This window comes from Cellulosimicrobium sp. SJTW-1, assembly GCF_047716875.1.
Classification (GTDB): Bacteria; Actinomycetota; Actinomycetes; order Actinomycetales; family Cellulomonadaceae; genus Cellulosimicrobium; species Cellulosimicrobium funkei.
Genome location: NZ_CP136680.1, coordinates 1081085 through 1105212, shown reverse-complemented (window position 1 = coordinate 1105212; position 24128 = coordinate 1081085). Strand labels below are relative to the sequence as shown.

The following is a 24128-nucleotide window of genomic DNA, read 5'->3' as shown; positions in this document are numbered from 1 at the left end:
CCTCTCATCGAGTCCGCCCGCGGCGCCCGGCGCCCCTTGACCCGCGCACGGGTCCGTGGGAATGTATCGATGTGTTGATACAAAGCGTCTCCGAGGAGCCGGGCGGGGTCAACATGTTCCTCCCCGCCGCGTACGACCTGCTGTGGAGCGTCGTCGCCCTCGCCGTACTCGCGGGCGTCGGCGCCCTCGTGGTGCTCGTCGTGCGCGCGCTGACGCGCGAGCCGGCGCCCGCCCTGCACGGGCTCGCGGACGGGGACCCGGTGCGCCGCGCCGCCCGACGGCACGCGACGACCGTCAGCGTCGCCGCGGCGACCGCCGCCGCGCTCGTGGGCGCCGTCCTCGTGCAGGCCGTGACGACCGCCGTCGGCGGCCTCGCGGAGGGCGTGCTCGTGGGGCTCTCCCCCGCGCTCGTCGGCCTGGCGTTCCTCGGGGCGCACGCCGTCGGCGAGCGCACCTGGCCGCGCCAGCGCACGGCGGTCCGGGCGGCCACGCTGCGCCCGCGCACGGTGTCCGACGTCGCGCCGCGCGGCCTGCGCCGCCTCACCTGGGCCCTCGGTGCCCTCGTGCTCGTGCTCACCGCGGTCGGCGGCCTCACCGCCGGGGCGGACGGGCGGTCCGTGACGCGCGTGCTGGGCGACGTCACGTCGACGACCAGCCCCTATCCCGGGTGGTTCTACGGCGCCTGGCTCGCGGCCGGCGCCGTGCTGCTCGTGGCCGGCGCGGAGGGCGTGCTCCGGCTGGTCGCGCGCCGCCCCGCCGTCCCGCGCGTCGAGCCCGGGTGGGACCTCGCGCTGCGTCGCGCGTCCGCGCACCGCGTCCTGCGCGGCACCCAGCTCGCGCTCGGACTCACCGCGGCCGGCACGCTCGCCTACGGCGCGAACGCCGCCGCCCGGGCGGGCTACCCCGGAGCGGTCGTGCTCGTGATCGTCGCCGTCGGGATCGCCCTCGTGGCGGTCGCCGTCGGCGTGCGTCCCGCCCCCGACCCCGACGCTGAGGTCGCCGCCCCGGCGTCCGCGGGGCACGGGCGTCGCGATGGGTGAGCTGCGCGTCGAGATCGACCTGCGCACCGGCCTCGCCCCGTACGAGCAGATCCGGAGCCAGGTCGTCGCGCACGTCGCGGCCGGGCGGCTGCGCGTCGGGGACCGCCTCCCCACGATCCGCGCGCTCGCGACCGACCTCGGTCTCGCCCCCGGGACGGTGGCCCGCGCGTACCGGGAGCTCGAGGCGGCCGGGGTCGTCACGACGCGTCGCCGGGCCGGGACGGTCGTCGCCGACGGCGTCTCCCCCACGGACGTCGCCGCGCGCCACGCCGCGCACGAGCTCGTGCGCACCGGCCGCGAGGCTGGGCTGTCGGACGACGCGATCGTCGACGTCCTGCGCGGCGCGCTGCTCGACGCGCACCGCCCGGACCGGGGCGCGCCGCACTGACCACCGGCACCGACCGGGCACGGACCACCGGCACGGACCGTGCGTCACGACCGGGTCACGATCCGCCGAGAACCGGTGCCGTCGTCCGACCGGGCGCGGCGGACGGCGCATGATGGACCATCGCGGCGACGCCGCGGCAGACGAAGGGGGACCAGGTGGAGCAGGGAACCGTCCGCTCGACCGCGACCACACCCGCGACCGGCGCGCGACCGACGGCGGCACCGCGCCGTCACGGGCCCGTCCGGCGGGCGGTCGCGCGCGCCGTCGTGCCCGCGCTCGCCGCCGCGCTGGCCCTCGCGGGCTGCCAGGCGGGCCTGCCGGACATGGAGCCTGGGCGGACGCCGTCGGCCTCCGAGAGCCCGACCTCGCCGGAGCCGACGAGCCCGAGCCCGTCCGCGCCCACCACGGCGCCGGAGCCCACCCCCACGGAGCCCCCCGAGCCCGAGCCGACGCCCACCGAGACGCCTGAGCCCAGCACCCCGCCGCCCGCCGCCGAGCCCGCGCCGGAGCCGACGCCCGAGGCCCCGCCGGAGCCGGTCGAGCTCGCGCGCGGGGCGACCGGCGAGCGGGTGGTCGCTCTCCAGCAGCGCCTCGCCGACCTCGGCTACTTCATCGGCGCGCCCGACGGCGACTTCGGCGGCGGCACCCAGCAGGCCGTGTGGGCCCTGCAGAAGGCGGCGGGCCTCTCGCGCGACGGCGTCGTCGGGCCCGCGACCCAGGCCGCGCTCGACGAGGGCGTCACGCCGCAGCCGCGCAGCGGGTCGGGCAAGGTCGTCGAGATCGACCTCGACCGTCAGCTCCTGCTCGCCGTCGAGGACGGTCGCGTCGTCACGGTGGTCAACGCGTCGTCCGGGAACGGCGAGTCGTACGAGGCGAAGGGGCGCACCTACCGCGCGAGCACGCCGCGCGGCACGTTCCAGGTAGGCCGGCAGGTCGACGGGAACCACTCGTCCAGCCTCGAGCTCGGCGACATGTGGCGCCCCAAGTTCTTCACCGGCGGGATCGCGGTGCACGGCTCGGGGTCGATCCCGCCGTGGCCCGCGTCGCACGGGTGCGTCCGCGTCGCGAACTCGGCGATGAACTGGCTCTGGGACACCTGGCGCGCCGACCCCGGCACCACGGTCCTCGTCTACTGAGCCCCGCGCGTCGGGCGGGTCAGAGCGCGACGCCGACGAGCACCGGCTCCGGCACGAGCTCGACGCCGAACGCCTCGACGACGCCGTCGCGCACCGCGCGCGCGAGCTCGACGACGTCCTCCGCGCTCGCCCCGCCGCGGTTCGTCAGCGCGAGCGTGTGCTTCGTCGACAGCCGCGCGAGGCTCGACGGGCCGTGCACGCCGAACCCCTTGGTGAAGCCCGCGTGCTCGATGAGCCACGCGGCCGACGTCTTCACGAGCGTCGGGTCGATCTCGCCGAGGCTCGGGCCGGTGGTCCGGGTCGGGGTCGCCGTGCGGACCGGGTACCGCGGGGCCTCGGCCGGGAGCAGGTCCGCCTGCTCGGCAGGGACGACGGGGTTCGTGAAGAACGACCCGGCGCTCCAGCGGTCGTGGTCGGGCCCCGCCGCGCGGTCGACGTCGGGGCCGACGCCGTCGAGCAGCATGCCCTTGCGCGCGCGCAGGGAGAGCACCGCGGCGCGCACGTCCGCGCTCGGCGCGCGGTCCCCGACCTGGACCCCGAGCGTGCGTGCCAGCTCGGGGTACGCGACCGGCGCCGACAACGACCCGAGCCGCGCCTGGAAGCCCACGTCGAGCACGACGTAGCGGGGCGACGGGTACCAGGGGCCGTCGTCGTCGGACCCGGCGCCGGCGTCCACGTGCATGCTGCGCTTGAGCAGCGACGTCCGGTAGCCGAACGCGAGCTCGCCCAGGGCGAGCGTGCGCACGCGCGATCGCGCGCGGTCCCAGACCCGCACGGTCGAGACCACGCCCGCGACGTCCTGCCCGTACGCGCCGATGTTCTGGACCGGCGCCGCGCCGACGGTGCCCGGGATGCCCGACAGCGCCTCGACCCCGACCCACTCCTCCGCGACCGCGCGCGCCACGAGCTCGTCCCAGTCCTGGCCCGCCGGGGCGTGGAAGCTCGCGCCCCCGCACGAGTCTTCCGCGTCGACGGTGATCCCGCGCCGCAGGTCGCGCACGACGACGCCGCCGAAACCCTCGTCGCCCACGAGCAGGTTCGAGCCTCCCCCGATCACGAGGAGCGGCTCCCCCGCCTCGTCGGCGGCCCGGACGATCTCCAGCAGCTCCGCCTCGCTGTGCGCCTCGACGTACCGGTCCGCCGGCCCGCCCACGCGCAGCGTCGTCAGCTCGGCGAGCGACGGCGTCCCGACGGCCTCGGGACGCAGCCCCGGGGCGGTCCCGACGATCTCGGGCAGGTCACGGTCCACGGGGGCGGCAGGTTCGCAGGTCACCCGTCCAGCGTAGTTCGGGTTCCCCGTCAGTCGGCGCGCCCCGCGCGGTCCGCGCCCTGGGCGGCCTGCTGGCCCGCGGCACCGGCGGCCGTGGGGAGCGGTCGCGTCGCGCCGACGACGAGCAGGCCGACGACGACGGGCACGGCGATCACGAGGAGCGCCCCGCGGTAGCCGACGTGCTCGGCGAGGAAGCCGATGAGCGGCGGCCCCATGAAGAACGCGGAGTACCCGATCGTCGCGACGACGCTCACGCGCACGGCGGCGCGCGCCGGGTCGTCGGACGCGGCGCTCATCCCCACGGGGAACCCGAGCGCCGCACCCATGCCCCACGCGACGACGCCGACGAGCGCGACCCAGAGGTTCGGGGACAGCGTGAACACGAGCAGGCCGAGCAGCGCGAGCGCGGCGCCCAGGCGCAGGACGGCGACGCGGCCGTAGCGGTCGAGCAGGCCCGTCCCGAGCAGGCGCATCCCGGTCATGGCGGTGAGGAACACGGCGAGGCCGACGGCGCCCATGGCGTCGGACGTGCCGAACCCGTCGACGACGGCGAGGCTCACCCAGTCGTTCGCGGCGCCCTCGGTGAGCGCGGCCGCGAGCACGACGAGGCCGATGAGGAGGGTGCGCGGCTCGGTCCACGCGCTGAGGGCCCCGCGCGCGTCCTTGCCCGTGCCGTGCGACGCGCCGCTCCCGGCCGCGGCGGCGGGGTCGGCACCCGCGGCGTCCTCGACGGCGTCGGCGACCGCGTGGTCCACCTGGCCCGCGGGGAGGAAGAACCGCACGGACCACAGGACGCCGACGAGGCTCAGCACGACGGCGGCCGTGAGGTGCGCCTGGACCGGCACGTGGAGCGCGGCCATGAGCGCACCGACGCCGGCGCCGGCCATGGTGCCGAACGAGAACCCGGCGTGGAAGCGCGGCATGATCGCCTTGCCGAGCCGCTGCTCGACGGCGGCGCCCTCGAGGTTCATCGCGGCGTCCCACACGCCGGTGCCGATCCCGGCGAGGAACAGCCCGACGCGCACGACGACGTCCTCCCCCGTCGCGACGCCCGTGACCGCGGTGACGAGACCGACGACGTTGGTCACGGCGAAGACCGTCACGGCCTTCGAGGCACCGAGCCGCTGGACGACCATCCCGGACAGCGGCAGCGCGAGCAGCGACCCGACCGCCATGAAGAGCAGCAGGAGGCCCATCTGCGCCTCGGTGAAGCCGAGCGAGTCCCGCACCGCGGGCAGGCGGGAGGCCCACGTCGCGAAGTTGAACCCGTTGAGGAAGAAGACCGCGAAGACTGACCAGGTGGCGAGGGCGACGACGCGGCGGTCGGGGCGGGCGGTGGTCATGCGGAGGTCTCCTCGCGGCGGTGCGACGGGCGGGTGCGGGGGCGGCGGGACGCGGCCCGGTGGGCGGTGGCGGAGGACCCCGCGCGGACGCTGCGCCACGGGCGGCGACGACGGGCGCCGTCGGCCGGGGCGGGGCCGCCCACGGCGTCCGGGGCGTGCGCGCCGGAGGTCAGGACGTCCACCGGACCATCCTGCACCGCGACGGGTGCGGCGTCGTCGGTGCCGCGCGCCGGGCGCGCCGCACGGACGGCGGCGGTGCCCAGGGGTGCGACCTGGCGCGCGAGGAGGACGCTGAGGACCATCGCGGCGACGATGAGGACGAGCGCGTGGCGCGCGCCCATCGCCTCGGCGGCGAGGCCGAGGAGCGGCGGCGCGGCGAGCGACGCCATCGAGGAGAACGCCGACACGACCGAGACGCGGCTCGCGGCCCGCAGGGGCTCGTCGGACGCCGCGGCGATCCCGACGGGCACCGCGAGCGCGGCGCCGAAGCCCCACAGGACGACCCCGACGGCCGCGAGCGGGAGCGTCGGCGCGAACCCGAAGAGCACGAGACCGGCGATCGACGCGACGCCCGACGCGCGGAGCACGGTGACGCGGCCGAACCGGTCGATGAGGCGCGTGCCCGCGAGGCGCATCACGGTCATGGCGGCGACGAACGTGCCGAAGACGACCGCGCCGACGGCCTCGGTCTGGGCGAACCCGTCCACGACGGCGAGAGACAGCCAGTCGTTGGCGGAGCCCTCGGAGAGCGCGGCCGAGAGGATGACGAGCCCGATGAGCAGCGTGCGCGGCTCGCGCCATGCCGACAGCGCGGCGCCGAGCCGGGCACCGCGCCGGGCGAGGCGCGCGCGCAGGCCCGCCGTCTCGACGTCGACGACGGCGTCGCCGAGCGCGTCGACCGGGGCCGGCGCCGTGGTTCCGGGCGCGGGGGTCCGCGTCGGGAGGGTGTCGTGGACCGTGGCGGGGATCGCGGCGAGCCGCCACACCGTGGCGACGACCCCGGTCGCGACGAACTGCACGACGACGGGCACCTCGGCGTGCGCGCACGCCGCGCCGACCAGCGAGCCCACGACGGCGCCGACGGAGAACGCGGCGTGGAACTGGGGCAGGATCGTGCGCCCGACGCGCCGCTCGATGCCCGCGCTCTCCACGTTCATCGGCACGTTGCCGAGCGAGAACGCCATGCCGTTGACGAAGATGCCCGCGGCGAGGAGCGCGACCGACCCGGTCGCAGGGCCGAGCCCGAGCAGGAGGAACGCGAGGCCGAACAGGCCCGCCGAGACGGCGAACGCGACCCGGCCGCCGAACCGCGTGACGAAGGGTCCGGCCGCGGTGACCGTGAGGAGCGCCCCGACGGCGCCCGCGAGGAGCACGACGCCCAGGTCTGCGGGGCCGAGGCCGAGCGCGTCGCGCACGGAGGGGAGGCGCGCGAGCCAGCTCGACATCATGACGCCGTTGAGCGCGAACACCCCGAGGAGAACCCAGCGGGCCCTGGCCAGGGCGCGGGCGTCGGACCCGGGGCCGGACGGGAACTGCGCAGCACCTCCTCGAATCGATTCGATCCGACGGACGAGAGTGCGCTTCGAATCGATTCGAGGCATGGTCACCAGTGTGCGGGTACGCTGGCCGCGCGTCAATCGAGAATCCCGCGCCCGCGGGAGGCAGGGAGCGTGATGAGCGACACCCCCGGGAACCGGGAGCCCGCGGCGCCCGCCGCGCCGGCTCACCGGCCCACGCTCGCCAAGGTCGCCGAGCTCGCGGGGGTCTCCGTCTCGACGGCGTCGCTCGCGTTCTCCGGCGCCGGGCCGATCACCCCGGAGACCCGCGCGCGCGTGCTCGACGCCGCGAAGGAGCTCGGGTACACCGGACCGAACCCGCTGGGCCGCCAGCTCCGCTCCGGCCGGTCGGGCGTCGTAGGGGTCGTCGTCGGCGACCAGCTCCGCCGCGCGTTCCGCGACCCGGTCGCCGTCCAGGTGCTCGACGGCCTCGTCTCGACCCTGGGCGAGAACGGCCTCGGCGTGCTGCTCATCCCCGGCATCCCGTCCGACGACCCCGCACGCGCCGTCGACCCGCTCGTCGAGAGCGCGGCCATGGACGTCGCGGTGCTCGTGTGGGGCGTCGGCACGGACGACGCGACGCTCGCCGCGCTCCAGCGGCGCGGCGTGCCCGTCGTCGTCGGCGAGGGCCGCCCCGTCGAGGGCGCCCCGCTCGTCCTCATCCACGACCGCGCGGGCACCGCGGACGCCGTGCGGCACCTGGTCGAGCTCGGGCACACGCGCATCGCCGAGGTCTCGCTCCCCCTCGACACGTCCGACCGCAGCGGACCGCTCGACGCCGCGCGGCTCGCGCAGGTGGACCGCACCCCGACGGCCAACCGCCTCGCGGGCGTGCGCGACGTCGTCGAGCCGGTCGCGAGCTGGGAGACCGAGGCCTCGCTCGTCGAGCACGGCCGGTCCGCCACGCTCGCCCTGCTCGGCCGCACCGCGGCCGACGGGACGACCGAGCCGGCCGACCCCGCGACCCGGCCGACCGCCGTCATCGCCCACTCCGACCTCCTCGCGGCGGGCGCGCTGCTCGCCGCGCGCGAGCTCGGGCTGCGCGTGCCCGACGACGTCTCGGTCGCGGGGTTCGACGGGCTCGACCTCCCGTGGCTGGCCCCCGACGTGCTGACGAGCGTGCACCAGCCGCTCGCGCGCAAGGGCGCCGAGCTCGGGCTGGCCGTCATCCGCCAGCTCGCGGGCGAGGCGCCCACCACGGTCGAGCTCGACGTCGAGCTCGTGGTGGGGACGACGACGGGCCCCGCCCCCACCACCTGAGCCCGCGCGTCAGCCCAGCCGGCCCGGCTGGAGCGGGTTCGCGCGCGCCGCGGCGAGCAGGTACCACGACGTCGCGCCGACGTGCTGGACCTGGAAGTACCCGAACCCGAACCCCGAGTCGAGCAGGCTCGACGCCGCGACGACGCCCGCGCGCTCGGGCAGCGGCGCGCCCCCGATCGTCTGACCGGCGCCGACGCCCTCCTGCACGCCCTGGACCTCCCGCAGCAGGCCCTCGGCGCGGACCCGGTCGTCGTCCCGCTCGCAGCCCCGGCGTCCCCGCCGCCGGTCGTCGCGACTCCCCCGCCCGCGCGCCCCGCGGTCCGCGAGGGCCGACGCGAGCTGCGCCGTCCCCTCCAGCCACACGCCCTGCGGGTGCACCGGCAGGTCGTTGTACGAGGCCGTGGACGTGAGGCTCGCGCTCGAGAACGTCACGCCCTCGACGACCGTGCCCGCCGGGAGCTGCGACACCCCCTCGCCCGCGACGTCGCGCGCGGCCAGCGCGTCGTCCGCCCAGTCCAGGGCACGGGCGTAGCGCCGCTCGCGCAGCGCGAGCCACCCCCACGTCTGCGGGTCGAGCGGGAGCGGGTCCCGGTTGATCTCGGTGCCGTCGTTCGTGCCGGTGTAGAGGTAGCCGCCGTCGGGCTCCCACATGCGGGCGACGAACGCGCGCGCGTGCTCGGCGGCACGGCTCCAGCGCCGGTCGCGCGTCACGGACCCGAGCTGGCGGAAGAACGCGACGCAGTCGACGTTGTGCTCGGTCGAGCCGTTGGGTATCGGGGCGTTGCCGCCGTCCACGCCGAACGAGAACCCGCCGAGGGGTGCCTGCGACCACGTGTTCGCGACGATCCACTCGCCGATCCGCCGGGCGGCGTCGAGGTAGCGTCGCTCGCGCGTCACGGCGTGCAGGTGCAGCAGGGCGATGCCCGGCCAGGCCATGTCCCCGACCGCCGTCCCGAGGAAGCCGAACTGCCACCCGACGTTCGCCGTCCCGTCGGGGAGCACGAGCCCGTGCTCCTGCGGCGTGCCGTCGTAGAACGTGTAGGGCCCGACGTTGTACGCCTGCCGGAGCCGGCCGTCGTCGTGGTCGGGGTCGTGCTCGAGCGCGAAGACGAGCCCGTCGCCGAGCGCCCGCGCGCGGTCGAGGTGGCGTCGCCCGGCGGTGAGCGTCGCGAGGATCGCGAGGGCGTTGTCGTAGACGAACGCGGTGGAGAACAGCCCGAGCTGGTCCGCGTAGGACTGCGCGAGCCGCGGGCCGGGGTTCACCTCCGGGTAGGCGTCGGTCGCCGCGGCGAGGAAGCCGTGGGCCCGCTGGACCGACGCCGCGCGGCCCCGCGCCGGGACGCCGGGCGCACCCCGCCCGAGATCGCCTGCGGCGGGCAGCGGACCGGTGCTCGTCGCCGCGGCCGGGGCGGCCGTCAGCCCCGCGAGCGCGAGCGCGCCGCCGAGGGCGAGGACGGTGCGTCGGTCGACGCCGCGAGCGGGACCGGGGTCGTGCGCGGTGAGGTCGGGCCGTCCAGAGCGGCCGCCGTGCTGGGTCATGAGCGTCTCCTTCGACGTCGTGAGTGGCGCGACCCACCATAGTGGGAGCGCTCTCACGGCGAAAGGGGTGCGCCGAGGCGAGACGTATCGAACCCTGTGCGCCGCATCGCCCGTCGAAGACTCAACCTTCGGGAGCCGTCGCGCGTGTGACAGTCATGACCGTGAACGCGATCGCCCTCTCGGCCGACGACCAGCCCGACGAGAGCCCACCACCCGACGCCCTCCTCCCCGTCGTCCGGGTGGTCACGTCGCACGAGCAGGAGTTCAGCGACTTCATGGCGAGCGCCGCTCCCCGGCTCGCGCGCACCGCGTGGCTGCTGTGCGGCGACGCGCACCTGGCCGACGAGCTCGTCCAGCAGGCCCTGACGCGCACGTACCTGCAGTGGCGCACGGCCCGTGAGCGGGATCCCTACGCGTACGCCCGCCGCACCCTCGCCAATCTGCGGGTCGACACGTGGCGCCGCCGACGACGGGAGGTGCTCGTCGCTCCGCCCGACCTCCCCGAGACGGCGAGCGACGCCCGGGCCGACCAGCACGCCGAGCGGGACGCCCTCGTCCGTGCGCTCGCGACGCTCACGGCCCGCCAGCGCCAGGTCGTCGTGCTGCGCCACCTCGTCGGGCTGAGCGAGAGGGAGGTCGCCGACGACCTCGGCGTCTCCGTCGGCACCGTGAAGTCCACGGCGTCCCGCGGGCTCGGACAGCTCCGCTCCGTCCTCGGCACCGCCGGCGCGCCGCACCACCGCCCCACCGACCGGACCGACAGGAGGCAGCCATGACCGGCACCCTTCCGACCGACGACGAGACGTTCGTCCGCGCGCTGCGCGCGCGGGTCGACACCCTCGCCCCCCGCATCGACGTCGACACCGACCGCGTGCTCCCGACGGCCCGCCGCCGACGACGACGGCGCCGCACCGTGGTCTCGGGCCTGTGCGCGCTCGCGGTCGTCGTCGGCGGGGTGGGTGCGGCGTCCTACTGGTCGGAGCCCAGTCCCACGCACCCGTCGCAGATCGCTCCGGCGAGCGGCGGCGACGCCGCGGCCCCGGTCCCCGACGGGAGGCCGCAGGGCAACGGCCCGGCCGACGGCCCGTACTGGCGCGTCCGCACCCTGACGACCAGCACGGAGACGACCAGCGACGGACGGACCGAGGAGCGATCGCAGGGCATCACGTACTGGACCGCGCGTGACCCGGAGGGCGACTCGTACCGAGCCTTCGAGGGGGACGACGCCATGGAACCCTCGCCCGGCTCGACGTTCGGGTCGCTCGTCATCGACGGGGAGCACCTCCGGCTCGGCTGGGACGAGCTCGACACGCTCCCGACGGACCCGGCGGAGCTCGACGCGCTCCTGCGCGAGAGCGTCCGAGCGGAGGTCGGGACCGTGAACGAGGACGCGCTCGCCCAGAAGACGTGGAACCTGCTGCACAGCGGCCCCACCTCGCCTGCTGTGCGCGACGGGCTCTGGGCGACGCTGACCGGGCTGACGGCCAGCACCCCGCTCGGCGCCGTCCAGGACACGCAGGGGCGCACCGGGGAGGGCCTCGAATGGGTCGGTCAGGACCAGAGCAACCGGATCGTGCGGCTCGTCTACGACACGGCGGAGCACCGGCTCCTCGAGCTCACCTTCGACGTCGATCTCAGCACGTCCGGCTCCGAGCCCACCGCCGACGCCCCGACCGCGGGGTCGGACGGCGACGGTGCCGCCGCACTGCAGCACGTCGTGCTGCACACCACGTATCTCGACGAGGGAGAGGTCGCCGGGCCGCCCCCGGCGAGCGGCGGCCCCGACTGCTGGAAGACCTGCTGAGGCCTCCCGAGACGACGAGGGCGCCGCACCCGGCCGGGTGCGGCGCCCTCGTGGCGTCAGGAGCGCGTGGTCGCCCAGGGCGACCGCGGGTCAGAGGCGGACGACGGCCTGGGTCTTGCCGAGCACGCGCGCACCCTCGAACGTGACCGTAAGGTCGACGCGGACGGTGCCCGCCTCGGCGTCGACCGCGCCGACGGTGCCCGTCACCTCGAGCGTCGCGACGCCCGGGTTCGGCACGGGCACGGGGCGCGTGAACCGGGTCTGGTAGTCGACGACCGCGCCCGGGTCGCCGGCCCAGTCCTCCACCAGCGCGACGGCGGCACCCATGGTGAACATGCCGTGCGCGATGACGCCCGGCAGGCCGACCTCGGCCGCGAACGCGTCGTTCCAGTGGATGGGGTTGAAGTCGCCGCTCGCACCGGCGTACCGCACGAGGCGGGCGCGGTCGACCTCGACCGTGCGCGTGCCGATCACGTCGCCGACGGAGAGGTCGGCGAGGACGGGACGGGTGACGTCGGTGCTCATGCGCCCTCCCCGCGGACGGCGAGGGTCGAGGTGACGGTCGCGACGGGCTCGGTGCCGCCGTCGGACAGGGCCGCGATCTCGCAACGCGTGGTGACCATCGCGAGGCCGGCTCGCTCGACGATCGAGTCCACGTGCAGCACGGTCACGAGCTCGTCGCCCGCGACGATCGGCCGGTGGTGCGTGAAGCGCTCGTCCGCGTGGACGACGCGCGAGAAGTCGATGCCCGCCTCCGGGTCCTCGATGAGCTGCCCCTCCGCCCGCTGGGCGACGACGACCGCGAAGGTCGGAGGTGCGACGAGGTCCGGATAGCCAGCACCCCGCGCCGCCACGAGGTCGTGGTGCACGGGGTGGGTGGCGCCGACGGCGCCCGCGAACTCGCGCAGCTTCTCGCGCCCCACCGAGTACGGCGCGTTGGCGGGGTACTCGCGGCCGACGTAGGCCAGGTTGACGCTCACTGCGGGTCGCGGGTGCGGAGCCGGAGGCTCAGCGGGTCTCGCGGTGCGCGGTGTGCTTGCCGCAGCGCGGGCAGAACTTCGCGAGCTCCAGGCGGTCCGGGTCGTTGCGACGGTTCTTCTTCGTGATGTAGTTGCGCTCCTTGCAGTCCACGCAGGCCAGCGTGATCTTGGGGCGAACGTCAGCGCTCTTGCTTGCCACGGTAGTGAGCCACCTCTCGCGCCTCCGGAGGGCGCATGTGCTGTGCAGGTCGCACGACGCCGGCCGCCGTGCGAGGTTGTCGAAAGTGGTAGCGGAGGCGGGGATCGAACCCGCGACCTCACGATTATGAGTCGTGCGCTCTAACCATCTGAGCTACCCCGCCGCGTGACTGAACGCGAGGTCGCCTTGCAGTATTCCAGCAAGACGACCCCGCGTCACCACAGAGCCCCGAAAGGGAATCGAACCCTTGACCTTCTCCTTACCATGGAGACGCTCTGCCGACTGAGCTATCGGGGCAGCGCGGAAAACTCTACACGGAACATGGCGCCGAGAGAAATCGGCGTCGTTCCGCCGTTTCCGGGCCGTCGGACCGTGCCCGGCGACGCGCTCGCGGGGCACGCCCCACGCACCGGACCGGCACGACGACGGGGCGCCACCCGTGGGTGACGCCCCGTCGCTCCGGTGGCAGGTGAGGGATTCGAACCCCCGAAGGCTGAGCCGTCTGATTTACAGTCAGATCCCTTTGGCCGCTCGGGCAACCTGCCGTGTGGAGTTGTCGCTCGCCGGTGGTCGCTGCACCAGGTGCAGCCCCTGCCGTGCGGGCGAGCCAACGATACAGCCCGAGCGGACCAGGTGCGAAATCCGCGTGTGGGCGCCTCTCCGTACAGTGGTGCGGTGACCCACCCCTCCCCCGCGCCGGACCACCTCCCCGGCACCGGGACGCCCGCGCCCCCGGACGCCCCGTCCGTTCCCGCCGCACCGTCCGACGCCGCGGCACCCGCGCCGTCGGGCACGGGCCGCGGCGCACCCGCCCCGACGGACCGCTGGGGCCTGCTGCTCGGTGCCGGCGCGTTCTTCCTCTGGGGCGCGATGCCCCTGTACTTCCCGCTCCTGGAGCCGGCCGCACCGCTCGAGATCATCGCGCACCGCGTCGTGTGGAGCCTGCTCTTCTGCCTCGTGCTGCTCGCCGCGACGCGCCAGCTCGGGGGCTTCGTCGCCGCCCTCCGGTCGCCCCGCACGCTCGGGACGCTCGCCGTCGCCGCCGTCCTCATCGTGACGAACTGGACGGTCTACGTGTACGGCGTCCTCTCCGGCCACGTGCTGGACGCCGCGCTCGGGTACTTCATCAACCCGCTCGTCACCGTGCTCCTCGCCGTGGCCGTCCTGCGCGAGCGGCTGCGGCCCGCGCAGTGGGTCGCGGTCGGCGTCGGCGCGGCCGCCGTCGTCGTCATCAGCACCGGTGCCGGCGGCCTGCCGTGGATCGCGCTCGTCCTCGCCGGCTCGTTCGGCCTCTACGGCCTGGTGAAGAACCGGGTGGGCCGCACCGTCGAGGCGCTCCCGGGGCTCGCCGTCGAGACGGCGGTGCTCACGCCCGTCGCGCTCGTCTACCTCGGGTGGCTGGGCGCCACGGGAGCCGGCACGTTCGGCACCGAGGGCGTCGGGCACGCGCTGCTGCTCGCCTCCGCCGGGATCGTCACGGCCCTGCCGCTGCTGCTGTTCAGCGCGGCCGCCCGGCGGCTGCCGCTGAGCGTCGTCGGCCTCCTGCAGTACCTGGGCCCGGCGCTGCAGTTCCTGTTCGGCCTGCTCGTGTTCCACGAGCCCATGTCGCCCACGCGGTGGGCGGGCTTCGGGCTCGTCTGGCTCGCGCTCGTCGTGCTGTCGGTCGACGGTCTGCGCACCGCCCGGGCGACGCGCCTCGCGGCCCGTCGCTGAGCACGCTCGACTACGGTGGGACCCAGCACCGTTCCCGGCCCGAGAGAGGACCACCCATGGCCGACTCGTCGTTCGACATCGTCAGCAAGGTCGACCGCCAGGAGGTCGACAACGCGCTGAACCAGGCCGCCAAGGAGGTCTCGCAGCGCTACGACTTCCGCAACGTCGGCGCGTCCATCGCCTGGAGCGGCGAGACGATCGTCATGGTCGCCAACTCGGCCGAGCGCGTGCTCGCGATCCTCGACGTGTTCGAGACCAAGCTCATCAAGCGCGGCATCTCGCTCAAGTCCCTCGACACGGGCGACAAGGAGCCCAAGGCGTCGGGCAAGGAGTACCGCCTCGTCGCGACCCTCAAGGAGGGCCTGTCGAGCGAGAACGCGAAGAAGATCACCAAGATCATCCGCGACGAGGGCCCCAAGGCCGTGAAGACCCAGATCACGGGCGACGAGGTGCGCGTGACGAGCAAGTCGCGCGACGACCTCCAGACCGTCATCGCGCTGCTCAAGGGCGCCGACCTCGACGTCGCGCTGCAGTTCGTCAACTACCGGTAGCTCGCCATGACCCTGCCCGACGGCGGCCCGCGCCCGGTCGCGCCGGGCCGTCCCGCCGCGTCGTCGAGCGGGCTCCCGCGCGTCGTTGCGACGGACCTCGACGGCACGCTCCTGCGTTCCGACGGCACCGTCTCGGAGCGCACCCGCTCCGCCCTGCGCGCGGCCGAGCACGCGGGCGTCGAGGTGGTGTTCGTCACCGCCCGGCCGCCGCGCTGGCTCGGCGCGCTGGCCGACGTCGTGGGCGGGCACGGGCACGTCATCTGCCTCGGCGGGGCCGCCGTCTGGGACCTCGCGACCGCGAGCCCGCTCGACGTGGTCGGGTTCGCGGACGGCCACGCGGCAGCGCTCGTCGCGGACCTGCGCACCGCCGTCCCGGGTATCGCCCTCGCGTTCGAGCGCGTCGACGGCCCCACGTTCGACCCGGGCTTCCGCTCAACGCCGGACGACGATGCCGACGTCGTCGCCGTGGTCGAGTCGACGCTCGACCCCGGCGCCGCGCCGGGCGGCTCGACGCGGCAGCCGGGCGGCGCGACGCGGCAGCCGGTCGGCAAGATCCTCGCGCGCGACCCCGCCGTGCCCGTCGAGGACTCCCCCGCGACGCAGCCGGTCGTCGTCGCGGACGGGCAGACGACGGCGCAGGAGACGTTCTTCGCGCGCGTGCGCGACGCCGTCGGGGACCGCGCCCACCTCGCCTACTCCGGCGCGGCAGGGCTCGCCGAGCTGCTCGCCCCGACGGTCACCAAGGACGCCGCGCTCGCGCGCTGGTGCGCGCGCCTCGGCGTCGAACCGCACGACGTCTGGGCGTTCGGCGACATGCCCAACGACCTGCCCATGCTGCGCTGGGCAGGGCGCTCGTTCGCCGTCGCGAACGCGCACCCCGACGTGCTCGCTGCGGCGACCGACCGCACGGGCTCGAACGACCACGACGGCGTCGCGCGCGTCCTGCTCGACGCCGTCGAGGCGCTGCGCGGCGCGCCGAGGAGGACGACGGCCCGCTGAGCGCGGCCACCGCGCTCCAGGCCCTGCACTCCGGTGCGGGCCGGTCAGTGGTACGTGATGCCGCCGTAGCCCGGGCCGTGGCCGGCCATCGCCTCGAGGCGCTTGATGCGCTCCGCCATCGGCGGGTGGGTCGCGAACATCTTGCCGACGCCCGCGCCGCGGAACGGGTTGGCGATCATGAGGTGCGAGACGTCGACGAGGTCGCGGTTCTGGGGCAGCGGGGCGCGCTGCGTCCCGGCGTCGAGCTTGCGCAGCGCGGACGCGAGCGCGAGGGGGTCGCCGGTGAGCTTCGCGCCGTCCTCGTCCGCGTCGTACTCGCGCGTGCGCGAGATCGCGAGCTGCACGAGCATCGCCGCGATCGGCGCGAGGACCACCATGGCGATCGCCGCGAGCGGGTTGCCGCCGCGGTCGCGATCCCCGCCGAAGATCAGCAGGAACTGCGCGAGCGACGTGATGACCCCGGCGAGCGCGCCCGCGACCGACGACGTGAGGATGTCGCGGTTGTACACGTGCATGAGCTCGTGCCCGAGGACGCCGCGCAGCTCGCGCTCGTCGAGCAGGCGCAGGATGCCCTCGGTGCAGCACACGGCCGCGTTCTTCGGGTTGCGACCCGTCGCGAACGCGTTGGGCGCCTGGGTGGGCGAGACGTACAGGCGCGGCATCGGCTGGCGCGCCTCGGTCGAGAGCTCGCGCACGATGCGGTACATGGCGGGCTGCTCGAGCTCGCTCACCGGGCGCGCGTGCATCGCGCGGATGGCGATCTTGTCGGAGTTCCAGTAGCCGTAGAACGTCGTGACGAGGCCGATGCCGACGAACACCCACAGCAGGTTCGCGCGCGCGCCGAACAGGGCCCACAGGCCCAGGACGATGGCCCACATGACGCCGAACAGGCCTGCCGTCTTGAGACCGTTGAAGTGCTGACGCCCCACGCTGTGCTCCCTTCCGCGCCCCGGGCCCGCCCGCGCGGTGTGCCGGGCGCCCGACGGGCGCCGACCCTGCCGACGCCCACCTGGATGAACGCCCGAGGCGACCGTCCCGTTCCCGGGCGGGGCGACGGCGTCGGGCACCCGCGACGAGGGAGGTCCCGGACCACGCCTGGGACGACGACGGCGCCCCACCCGGTGCGGGTGGGGCGCCGTCGGGCGTGCGGCCGGGGCCGGGTCAGCCGGCCTGCGACTGGCCGCGCGCGACGCGGATCATGTCCTCGCGCGGCACGACCTTGATGCGCTCGCGCCCGTGCGGCTCGCCGAGCGAGCGCTCGTACGCGTCCAGGAGCTCCCAGCCCGACCACTCGATCGGGTCGACGCCGCGCTCGCGCAGGAAGTCCAGGACGGCCTCGGGCTCGCCGAGCGGCGCGACGCGGCCCGCCGTGAGGTCGGCCGCCGCGACGTCGCCGCCGTCGCCCGCGCCCGTGACGTCCTCGACGAGGTGCCGGACGGTCTCGGACGCGTCGGACTTCGTGTGCCCGATGAGGCCCACGGGACCGCGCTTGATCCAGCCCGTCGCGTAGACGCCGGGGAGGTGCTCGCCGTCGATGTCGACGACGCGGCCCTCGCGGTTGGGGATGACGCCCTTGAGCTCGTCGAAGGGGATCTCCGGGAGCGGCGAGCCGAAGTAACCGACCGCGCGGTACACGGCCTGGACGGGCCACTCGTGGAACTCGCCCGTCCCGGACACCGTGCCGTCGCCGTTGAGACGCGTGCGCTCGGTCCGCAGCGCCTCGACCTTGCCGTCGCCGAGGACGGCCGACGGCGCGTGGAGGAAGTGCAGGTGCAGGCGGCGCGACGCCGTGTTCTCGCTCGGGTCCTTGAGCGTCCAGTCGGTGAGGGTCTTGACGACCTGCTTCGTCTGGTTCGAGGAGCTGATGGCGGCCATCGAGCCCTCGTCGAACTCGAAGTCCTCCGGGTAGACGATGACGTCGACGTCCGGGACGTGGCCCAGCTCGCGCAGCTCGAGCGGCGAGAACTTGGCCTGCGCCGGGCCGCGGCGCGCGAAGACGTGCACGTCGGTGACCGGCGACGCCTTGAGCGCCTCGTAGACGTTCTGCGGGACCTCGGTCGGCAGCAGGTCGTCCGCGTGCTTGGCGAGCACGCGCGCGACGTCGAGCGCGACGTTGCCGGCACCGAGGACCGCGACCTGCTGGGCCTCGAGCGGCCACGTGCGCGGGACGTCGGGGTGGCCGTCGTACCAGGACACGAAGTCCGCCGCGCCGTAGGAGCCCGGGAGGTCGATGCCCTCGATCGGGAGCGCCGCGTCACGGATCGAGCCGGTCGAGAAGATCACCGCGTCGTAGTACTGGCGCAGGTCGTCCAGCTTGAGGTCGACGCCGTAGTCCACGTTCGCGAGCAGGCGGATGTCGCCGCGGCTCAGCACCTTGTGGAGCGCGACGATGATCTGCTTGATGCGCGGGTGGTCCGGCGCGACGCCGTAGCGCACGAGCCCGAACGGCGCGGGCAGGCGCTCGAACAGGTCGATGCTCACGTCGAGGTCGGTCTTGGACAGGATGTCCGCGGCGTAGATCCCGGCGGGACCAGCGCCGACGATCGCGACGCGCAGTGGACGGATGCTGCTCACAGGACAGGGCGCCTTCCGGTCGAGGACGGGGGTCTCTCCCGCGCGGCCGACGGGCCGTTCCGCGTCGACCGGTGGGTACCGGCCGCAGGAGACCTCTCGATTGTACGACTGGGGTGAGGGTTGCCTCACTCGGACCCTCTCCTCCGTGACCAGCCTGACACCGGTCTCGCCTGCTGGATACCCCGTCTTGCGGTCCGGGCGAATGTAACGCCGGGGGTCAGCGGTCGACGCGGAGGCTCTCCTGGACCGCGCGGATCTCCGCCGCGGCCCACGGGTGCTGCGTCAGCGTGCACGTCCCCGTCGTCTGCACGAGGTCGGCCACGGGGCCGCGCGGGACCACGACCGTGCGCACCGCCTGCACGAGGACCGTGCCCCCGCCCCCCTTGAACGACGCCTCCAGCCAGCGCCCCGGCAGTCCGTCGACGTCCACCTCGCCGCCGTCGAGCTCGCGCAGGCGCGGCATCGGCCGGAGCTTGCGGAGCACCTCGGCGTGCGCGTCGTCGAGCGTCTGCTCCGCCCGGATCCGCGACACCGTGACGATGACGTTCGGGTTGAACTCCCCCGGCTCGACCTCGCGGCCGAGCGCGAGCGGCAGGCCCACGTGCGGGAGCGGGACCCACCTCTCCGGCGCGACCAGGCGCACCCCCACGGGCGCGGGGAAGTCGTCGCTCGGGTAGCGCAGCTCGGCCATGCGTCAGGTCCTCTCGTCGGGGGTGGGCGCCACCGGGCGCGTCAGCAGTCTCGCACCCGAGCCCGGGCGCGCGTACGCCGAGGGCGCGGGACCCTCTCGGGGTCCCGCGCCCTCGGCGGAGCTCAGCCGGATCAGCTGTTCGAAGCCTGCTCCTGCTGCTGCGCGTTCTGCGTGGCCTTCTGGCCCGCGTCCGTCAGCGTCTGCGCGACGTTGTTCAGCTGCGTCTGCGCGGCCGGCCAGTCGCTGCCCTTGAACTGCTGGGCGTCGGGGCCCTCCCACGGCACGCTCTGGATCTGGGAGTTCAGGTTCTGCATCGTCGTCCGGATCTCGTCCGCCTTCTGCTGCAGCGTCTGACCGAGCCCACGGAGCTCCTCGACGTTCGCGCCCCACATGCCACCAGCCATGGTGTTCTCCTTCTGTGTCTCGACCCCCACCCTGCGTGGACGTCGTCCCGTTGTCGATGGCAGTACTCAACCATCGGCCCACGAGCGCCGTCGATGGGGAGGTGTCCCCATGAGGTGCCCGTGGTCGTCACGTCGCTACCGCGGGAGCGCGACGTGCAGCTTGCGCGCCCTCCCCGAGACCACGAGGAACCCGCGTCCCGGCGGGAAGTCCGCGCGACGGATGCGGCCCAGTCCCGTCCCGAGCAGCGTGTCGCCGTCGAGGTCGCCGGGCGTCAGCAGCAGACCGGTGCGGCCCGCCTTGAACGGCTGCGCGATCGCCCACGCCTGGCCCCACGTCGAGGACTCCGCCTCGCCCACGACGAGCTGCTCGGCTCGCGTGGCGGCCCGCACGAACGCGACGAGCGGCTGCTCGGCCGGGGTGCCGGTGAACTCGGTCACCGACTCGACCAGCACCGTGAGCGTGCCCGGGCGCAGCGACCCGCCCTCGATCGCCTGGGTGAGCGTCTCGAGGAGCGTCACGACCTCCTCGGGCGACGTCGCGACGGTGTCCCACGCGTCGAGCGCCGAGATGCTCGTGCGGCGCGGCGAGAGGTACACGACCCGGCCCGCGCGCGCCCGGCGCACGGCCTGCGCGATGGTGACGAGCGCCGTCGTGCGGCCGCCCCCGGGAGGGCCGGAGAGCATGAACGTGCCGCGCGCGGGGAGCCCCACGGGCGCGATGTCGAGGTCGTCGAGGCCGATCGTCGGGCGCCCGCCCGTGACCTCGGGCAGCGACTCGAGCGCGAAGCCGTCCGGCAGCCGCTCGACGCCCGGCGCCTGCGGGATGCCGAGCCGCGTCATCGCGTCGCGGAGCTTGCCGAGCTCGCGCGCCTGGAGCGCGACGTTCGGGTCGCCACCCAGCACCGCGACCTGGACCTCGTTCTCGTCGAGGACGCCGCGCCCGGGCGGGGACGTCAGCGACAGCACGTCCTTCGGGACGCCGAGCGTCAGGTAGTCGTCCTCGCTCGCGAGGCGCAGCACGAGCCGCTTCTGGATCGTCGAGCCGAGCGACGTCGGGACCGACGCCGCGCGGTCGCCCGCGACGACGACGTGGACGCCGACCTGGCGCCCGTCGGTCGCGACGGCCGTGAACGCGCCCCACACCGGGAACGCGTGCGCGGGCCGGAACTCGTACGACTCGCGGAACGCACCGATGCCGTCGACCAGGAGCAGGATGCGCGGCTCGTCGGGCGCGTTCGCGAGCCGACGGTACTCGTCCAGGCTGCCGGCGCGGACGGCGGCGTAGCGGGCGGACCGCTCGTCGACGAGGTCGCGCAGGGTGCGCAGGAGGCGCTGGACGCGCTCCTCGTCGTCGCCCGAGATCACGGCGCCGACGTGCGGCAGGTCCTCGAGCATCCGCAGGCCGCTCGCGCCCGCGTCGATCGCGTAGACCTGGACGGGGCCGCCGCGCGCGGTGATGGCGGCCGAGACCGCGATCGTCCGCAGCGTCGCGCTCTTGCCCGACCCGCCCGTGCCGTAGATCGCCATGTTGCCGTCGCGGTCGGGCTCGTAGAACACCGTCGGCTGGGCCTGCGACTTCGGGTCGTCCTCCACGCCGAGCAGCAGCATCGTGTCCGTGCGCGGGTTCGGCAGGCGCGCGAGGTCGTACGTCGGCGCGAGCTCGGCGAGCCACGGCTTGCGCGGCATCGGGACCGCGGCCTCGGTCGCGGCCCGGGAGATCGTCGCGACGACGCGCGCGATGTCGTTGGGGCCCGGGTCGGTGACCTCCTCGACCTCGGGCTCCGGGAGCTCCCAGCGCACGCCGGTGCCGAACGACATCTCCTGCACGTCGATGCGGGGACGCTCGGGGCGCGACGTCGTCCAGCCGCCCGCATAGCCGGTCTGGAACGGCGTGATGCGACCAGGACCGGTCTTCACCGCGCCGCGGCCCGGGATCGACGGGTCGAAGTGCGCGGCCATGGGGATGCCGAGGATGTCCGTCGAGTCGTCCTCGTCGGCCATGCGCAGCGCGACGCGCAGGTTCGTGTTGGCGCGCAGGTTGTCCTTGATGACGCCCGCGGGACGCTGCGTGGCGAGGATGAGGTGCAGCCCGAGGGACCGGCCGCGCTGGGCGACGTCCACGACGCCGTCCACGAACTCGGGGACCTCGTTGACCAGGGCCGCGAACTCGTCGACGACGATGAGCAGGCTCGGCGGCGCGTCCGGGTCACCCGTGCGCTCGAGGGACGCGAGGTCCTTGGCCTTCTTCCGGTTGAGCAGGTGCTCGCGGTAGCGCAGCTCGGCCCGCAGCGACGTGAGCGCGCGGCGCACGAGGTGGGGCGAGAGGTCCGTGACGAGCCCGACGGTGTGCGGCAGGTTCACGCAGTCCGCGAACGCGGCGCCGCCCTTGTAGTCGACGAAGAGGAACGTCACGCGGTCCGGGCTGTGCGCCGCGGCCATGCCGAGCACCCAGGACTGGAGGAACTCGGACTTGCCCGCGCCCGTCGTCCCGCCCACGAGCGCGTGCGGGCCCTGCGTGCGCAGGTCCAGGTAGAGCGGCTCCGTGCCGGAGTGGCCGACGAGGCCGCGCAGGTTGGTCGGCGCCGAGCGCCGCACCGGCGGGGAGCCGTCGCGCGGCGTGAGCGACCCGTTCTCGCGCCACGCGTCGATGAGCCGGCTCGGGTCCTCCGCGAGCGCCGTGCCCGCGAGCGCGAGGTAGGAGACCGAGCGCGGGAGGTCGGAGTCGTCGTCGACGGGCGCGCCGACGTCGACCACCGGGGCCAGGATGCGCGCGACCTCGTGCGCCGTCGCGAGGTCCACCGTCTCGCAAGCCACGGGGAAGGTCAGGCGTCCGACGCGGACCTCGCCGCTCGTCGCGCCCGCGGAGCCGCCCGGGGCGTCGGCGGTGTCGACGGTGTCCACGAGCACGAACGTGCGGCACGCGGCCGGGAGCTGCTCGACGGACGGCGCGACCCACACGACGTGCACGCCGGCGTCCGCGCCGCGCTCGACGAGGCGCGTGAGGCGCGAGCGGTCGACCGGGGCGTCGTCCTCGACGAGCACGACGACGGTCGGCAGGACCGGCTTGGGGGTGTCCTCCCCCTCCTCGGGGTCGATCGGTCCGCGCAGCTCGGCGTGCGTGCCGAGGTCGGCGCCGCGCAGCTCGACGAGGTCCTCGAGCCGGGACAGGAGCGACTGCGCGGCCCCCGGGTTGTCGGCGAGGTGCTCACCGCCCAGCGGGCTGTGGGCCGACCCGGTGTGCGGGAGCCACTCGAGCCACTCCCAGTCCGCGCGCGAGCGCTGCGACGTCACGGCCGCGAGCACGAGCTCCGACGGCGAGTGCAGGCCCGCGAGCTGGACCAGCACGCCGCGCGCGACGGCGTCGACCGCGGCGCCCGCCCCCGCGACCCCGAGCGCGCCGTCGGTCCGCAGCCGCGCGACGACCGGGACGCCGGAGATCGTGGCGCACTGCGCGTGCAGCTTCTCGAGCTCGTTCCAGTACTCCGGCAGCGTGTTGTTCTCGTTCGGCTGCTCGAGCTGCGTGCGCGCGGGCGCGGAGCCCAGACCGATCCGGACGGAGAGGAACGCGTCGTGCTCCGGGCGGTGCGTCCACAGCAGGCCGCCGAGGCGCCGCACCGCGTCGACCGTGTCGGCCACCGAGGGCGCCTCGGAGAGCCGCACCGCGCGCTCGACCGCGTGCGTGCGGTCGATCGTGTCGCGCATCGCGACGACGGCGGCCTCGAACTGCTCGCGCTGCGCCTTGAGCTTGCGCCGCGCCTGCACCTTCTGGTCGAGGTAGTTGCCGAGCATGAGGATCGGGCTGAGCCCGATGAACACGATCGACAGGACGTTGCGCGTGACGGAGTACAGGATCACGCCCATGAGGAGCGGCGCGACCATCGCGAGGTAGGGGAACCGCTGCGGCTCGGGCGGCTGCGGCGGCTTGGGCGCGCGCAGCTTGCGCTCGCCGAAGCGGGCCACGACGCGCGGGGACCGGTTGAACTCCACGACCGGGCTCGTCGGCGCGAGGCTCGTCGTGCGGTGCAGCGCGACGACCGAGACCACGGTCGAGCCGATCGTCACGGTGTCCGCGGACGTGAGCGTCGAGCGCAGCATCCGCTGGCCGCCCATGACCAGGCCGTTCGCGGAGTTCGTGTCCGTGATCTCGATCGTCTCGCCGACCGTGATGCGCGCGTGCCGCTTCGACACCTGCGGGTCGCTCAGGCGGATGTCCATGTTGCGGTCGCGCCCGAGGTAGCTCGTGCCGACGGGCAACGAGAACTCCCGCCCCGCGTCGGGGCCCTCCAGCACACGCAGCACGGCGACGGCGGCCCCGCGGTCCTGGCCCGGCGAGTCGAACTGCTCGGAGACCCGCACGATCGAGACGGTCGAGCCGGACCGCAGGCCCGCCTCGACGAGGTCGCTCGTCGGCGACAGCACGCGGCCCTGGCCGCTGCCCGACGGCGACGTCCCGACCTGCAGCGTGAGCCGGTCCGGCACGGCGGTGCCCGCGCGCGTCGGGTCGCCCGCGAACAGCGCCTCGGCGACGTCGCGCACCGACGCCGTCGCGTCGGCCGTGACGGCGACGTTCGTCGTGCTGGCGTCGGGGCGGTGCAGCGTGAGCTTGATTCGCACGGGAGTTCCTCGTTCGGGTCCGGGTGGTCAGCGGCGGACGGCGAGCGGTCGACGGGCGCGACCGACC

Annotated in this window: 21 protein-coding genes and 3 tRNA genes; 9 read left to right on the top strand and 15 right to left on the bottom strand. The window is 75.0% G+C overall.

All coding sequences use genetic code 11. The features are described 5' to 3' along the window. Nucleotides 1–113: 113 nt before the first annotated feature. The 3 genes from RSE42_RS04975 to RSE42_RS04965 all read left to right on the top strand — a co-directional run bounded on the left by RSE42_RS04975 (nt 114) and on the right by RSE42_RS04965 (nt 2564). The gene (locus RSE42_RS04975; protein ID WP_415298036.1) at nt 114–1040 is read left to right on the top strand and encodes a hypothetical protein; all 927 of its coding nucleotides are present in this window, start codon (nt 114–116) and stop codon (nt 1038–1040) included. Then, on the top strand, nt 1033–1428 hold the full coding sequence (locus RSE42_RS04970; protein ID WP_085388410.1) for a GntR family transcriptional regulator: 396 nt from the start codon (nt 1033–1035) through the stop codon (nt 1426–1428). The genes RSE42_RS04975 and RSE42_RS04970 overlap by 8 nt, the downstream gene beginning before the upstream one ends. A gap of 155 nt (nt 1429–1583) precedes the next feature. After that, nucleotides 1584–2564, top strand: coding sequence for a L,D-transpeptidase family protein (locus RSE42_RS04965; RefSeq protein ID WP_415298034.1), 981 nt, complete (start codon nt 1584–1586; stop codon nt 2562–2564). A gap of 19 nt (nt 2565–2583) precedes the next feature. Here RSE42_RS04965 and RSE42_RS04960 read toward each other — a convergent pair whose 3' ends face one another. The 3 genes from RSE42_RS04960 to RSE42_RS04950 all read right to left on the bottom strand — a co-directional run bounded on the left by RSE42_RS04960 (nt 2584) and on the right by RSE42_RS04950 (nt 6778). Beyond that, complete coding sequence (locus RSE42_RS04960) at nt 2584–3801, bottom strand: UDP-N-acetylmuramate dehydrogenase (RefSeq protein ID WP_415298832.1); 1218 nt, start codon at nt 3799–3801, stop codon at nt 2584–2586. Nucleotides 3802–3863: 62 nt separating this feature from the next. Then, a complete protein-coding gene (locus RSE42_RS04955) occupies nt 3864–5177 on the bottom strand; it encodes an MFS transporter (protein ID WP_085388844.1) in 1314 nt (437 codons plus the stop codon). After that, a complete protein-coding gene (locus RSE42_RS04950) occupies nt 5174–6778 on the bottom strand; it encodes an MFS transporter (RefSeq protein WP_391514349.1) in 1605 nt (534 codons plus the stop codon). Before RSE42_RS04950 ends, RSE42_RS04955 begins: the two co-directional genes overlap by 4 nt. A 72-nt stretch (nt 6779–6850) precedes the next feature. On the opposite strand from RSE42_RS04950, the gene RSE42_RS04945 reads away from it, so the two are divergent. Then, nucleotides 6851–7993, top strand: coding sequence for a LacI family DNA-binding transcriptional regulator (locus RSE42_RS04945; RefSeq protein WP_144722345.1), 1143 nt, complete (start codon nt 6851–6853; stop codon nt 7991–7993). Nucleotides 7994–8002: 9 nt separating this feature from the next. On the opposite strand, the gene RSE42_RS04940 is transcribed toward RSE42_RS04945, so the two are convergent. Further along, nucleotides 8003–9532 carry a Tat pathway signal sequence domain protein gene (locus tag RSE42_RS04940; protein ID WP_415298031.1) on the bottom strand — a complete coding sequence of 510 codons (1530 nt, stop codon included), beginning with the start codon at nt 9530–9532 and terminating at the stop codon, nt 8003–8005. A gap of 161 nt (nt 9533–9693) precedes the next feature. Here RSE42_RS04940 and RSE42_RS04935 point away from each other — a divergent pair, with 161 nt between their 5' ends. Together RSE42_RS04935 and RSE42_RS04930 are read left to right on the top strand one after the other, a co-directional pair. Continuing rightward, nucleotides 9694–10308 (top strand): SigE family RNA polymerase sigma factor, encoded by a 615-nt coding sequence (locus tag RSE42_RS04935; protein ID WP_415298029.1) that lies wholly within the window; start codon nt 9694–9696, stop codon nt 10306–10308. Next, entirely contained in the window at nt 10305–11336 is a 1032-nt protein-coding gene (locus tag RSE42_RS04930) for a hypothetical protein (RefSeq protein ID WP_415298027.1), read from the top strand. The genes RSE42_RS04935 and RSE42_RS04930 overlap by 4 nt, the downstream gene beginning before the upstream one ends. Before the next feature lie 90 nt (nt 11337–11426). On the opposite strand, the gene RSE42_RS04925 is transcribed toward RSE42_RS04930, so the two are convergent. The 6 genes from RSE42_RS04925 to RSE42_RS04900 all read right to left on the bottom strand — a co-directional run bounded on the left by RSE42_RS04925 (nt 11427) and on the right by RSE42_RS04900 (nt 13060). Next, nucleotides 11427–11861 carry a MaoC family dehydratase gene (locus RSE42_RS04925; protein ID WP_415298025.1) on the bottom strand — a complete coding sequence of 145 codons (435 nt, stop codon included), beginning with the start codon at nt 11859–11861 and terminating at the stop codon, nt 11427–11429. Further along, entirely contained in the window at nt 11858–12316 is a 459-nt protein-coding gene (locus RSE42_RS04920) for an FAS1-like dehydratase domain-containing protein (RefSeq protein WP_085388415.1), read from the bottom strand. Before RSE42_RS04920 ends, RSE42_RS04925 begins: the two co-directional genes overlap by 4 nt. 28 nt (nt 12317–12344) lie before the next feature. After that, nucleotides 12345–12515, bottom strand: coding sequence for a 50S ribosomal protein L33 (rpmG, locus tag RSE42_RS04915; protein ID WP_021482899.1), 171 nt, complete (start codon nt 12513–12515; stop codon nt 12345–12347). Nucleotides 12516–12601: 86 nt separating this feature from the next. Beyond that, nucleotides 12602–12678: transfer RNA gene (locus RSE42_RS04910), tRNA-Met, on the bottom strand. Between the two features lie 61 nt (nt 12679–12739). After that, nucleotides 12740–12812, bottom strand: a tRNA-Thr gene (locus tag RSE42_RS04905). Between the two features lie 166 nt (nt 12813–12978). After that, nucleotides 12979–13060, bottom strand: a tRNA-Tyr gene (locus tag RSE42_RS04900). A 130-nt stretch (nt 13061–13190) separates the two neighbouring features. Here RSE42_RS04900 and rarD point away from each other — a divergent pair. The 3 genes from rarD to RSE42_RS04885 are packed head-to-tail and all read left to right on the top strand — an operon-like array spanning nt 13191 to nt 15778. Next, nucleotides 13191–14228, top strand: a complete 1038-nt coding sequence (rarD, locus tag RSE42_RS04895) for an EamA family transporter RarD (RefSeq protein WP_081895871.1) — start codon at nt 13191–13193, stop codon at nt 14226–14228. Nucleotides 14229–14284: 56 nt separating this feature from the next. Then, nucleotides 14285–14779, top strand: coding sequence for a YajQ family cyclic di-GMP-binding protein (locus tag RSE42_RS04890; protein WP_144680650.1), 495 nt, complete (start codon nt 14285–14287; stop codon nt 14777–14779). Nucleotides 14780–14785: 6 nt separating this feature from the next. Continuing rightward, nucleotides 14786–15778, top strand: coding sequence for an HAD family hydrolase (locus RSE42_RS04885; RefSeq protein ID WP_415298023.1), 993 nt, complete (start codon nt 14786–14788; stop codon nt 15776–15778). Between the two features lie 44 nt (nt 15779–15822). Here RSE42_RS04885 and htpX read toward each other — a convergent pair whose 3' ends face one another. The 5 genes from htpX to RSE42_RS04860 all read right to left on the bottom strand — a co-directional run bounded on the left by htpX (nt 15823) and on the right by RSE42_RS04860 (nt 24061). Further along, the gene (gene htpX, locus RSE42_RS04880) at nt 15823–16707 is read right to left on the bottom strand and encodes a zinc metalloprotease HtpX (RefSeq protein WP_021483666.1); all 885 of its coding nucleotides are present in this window, start codon (nt 16705–16707) and stop codon (nt 15823–15825) included. Nucleotides 16708–16939: 232 nt separating this feature from the next. Further along, nucleotides 16940–18352 (bottom strand): FAD-dependent oxidoreductase, encoded by a 1413-nt coding sequence (locus tag RSE42_RS04875; RefSeq protein ID WP_034653179.1) that lies wholly within the window; start codon nt 18350–18352, stop codon nt 16940–16942. 217 nt (nt 18353–18569) lie between these two features. Next, complete coding sequence (locus tag RSE42_RS04870; protein WP_415298021.1) at nt 18570–19043, bottom strand: LpqN/LpqT family lipoprotein; 474 nt, start codon at nt 19041–19043, stop codon at nt 18570–18572. Nucleotides 19044–19174: 131 nt separating this feature from the next. Then, nucleotides 19175–19447: a WXG100 family type VII secretion target gene (locus RSE42_RS04865; RefSeq protein ID WP_021482523.1), complete on the bottom strand. Its 273-nt coding sequence runs from the start codon at nt 19445–19447 to the stop codon at nt 19175–19177. A 135-nt stretch (nt 19448–19582) separates the two neighbouring features. After that, nucleotides 19583–24061, bottom strand: coding sequence for an FtsK/SpoIIIE domain-containing protein (locus RSE42_RS04860; RefSeq protein WP_415298020.1), 4479 nt, complete (start codon nt 24059–24061; stop codon nt 19583–19585). Between the last annotated feature and the right edge of the window lie 67 nt (nt 24062–24128).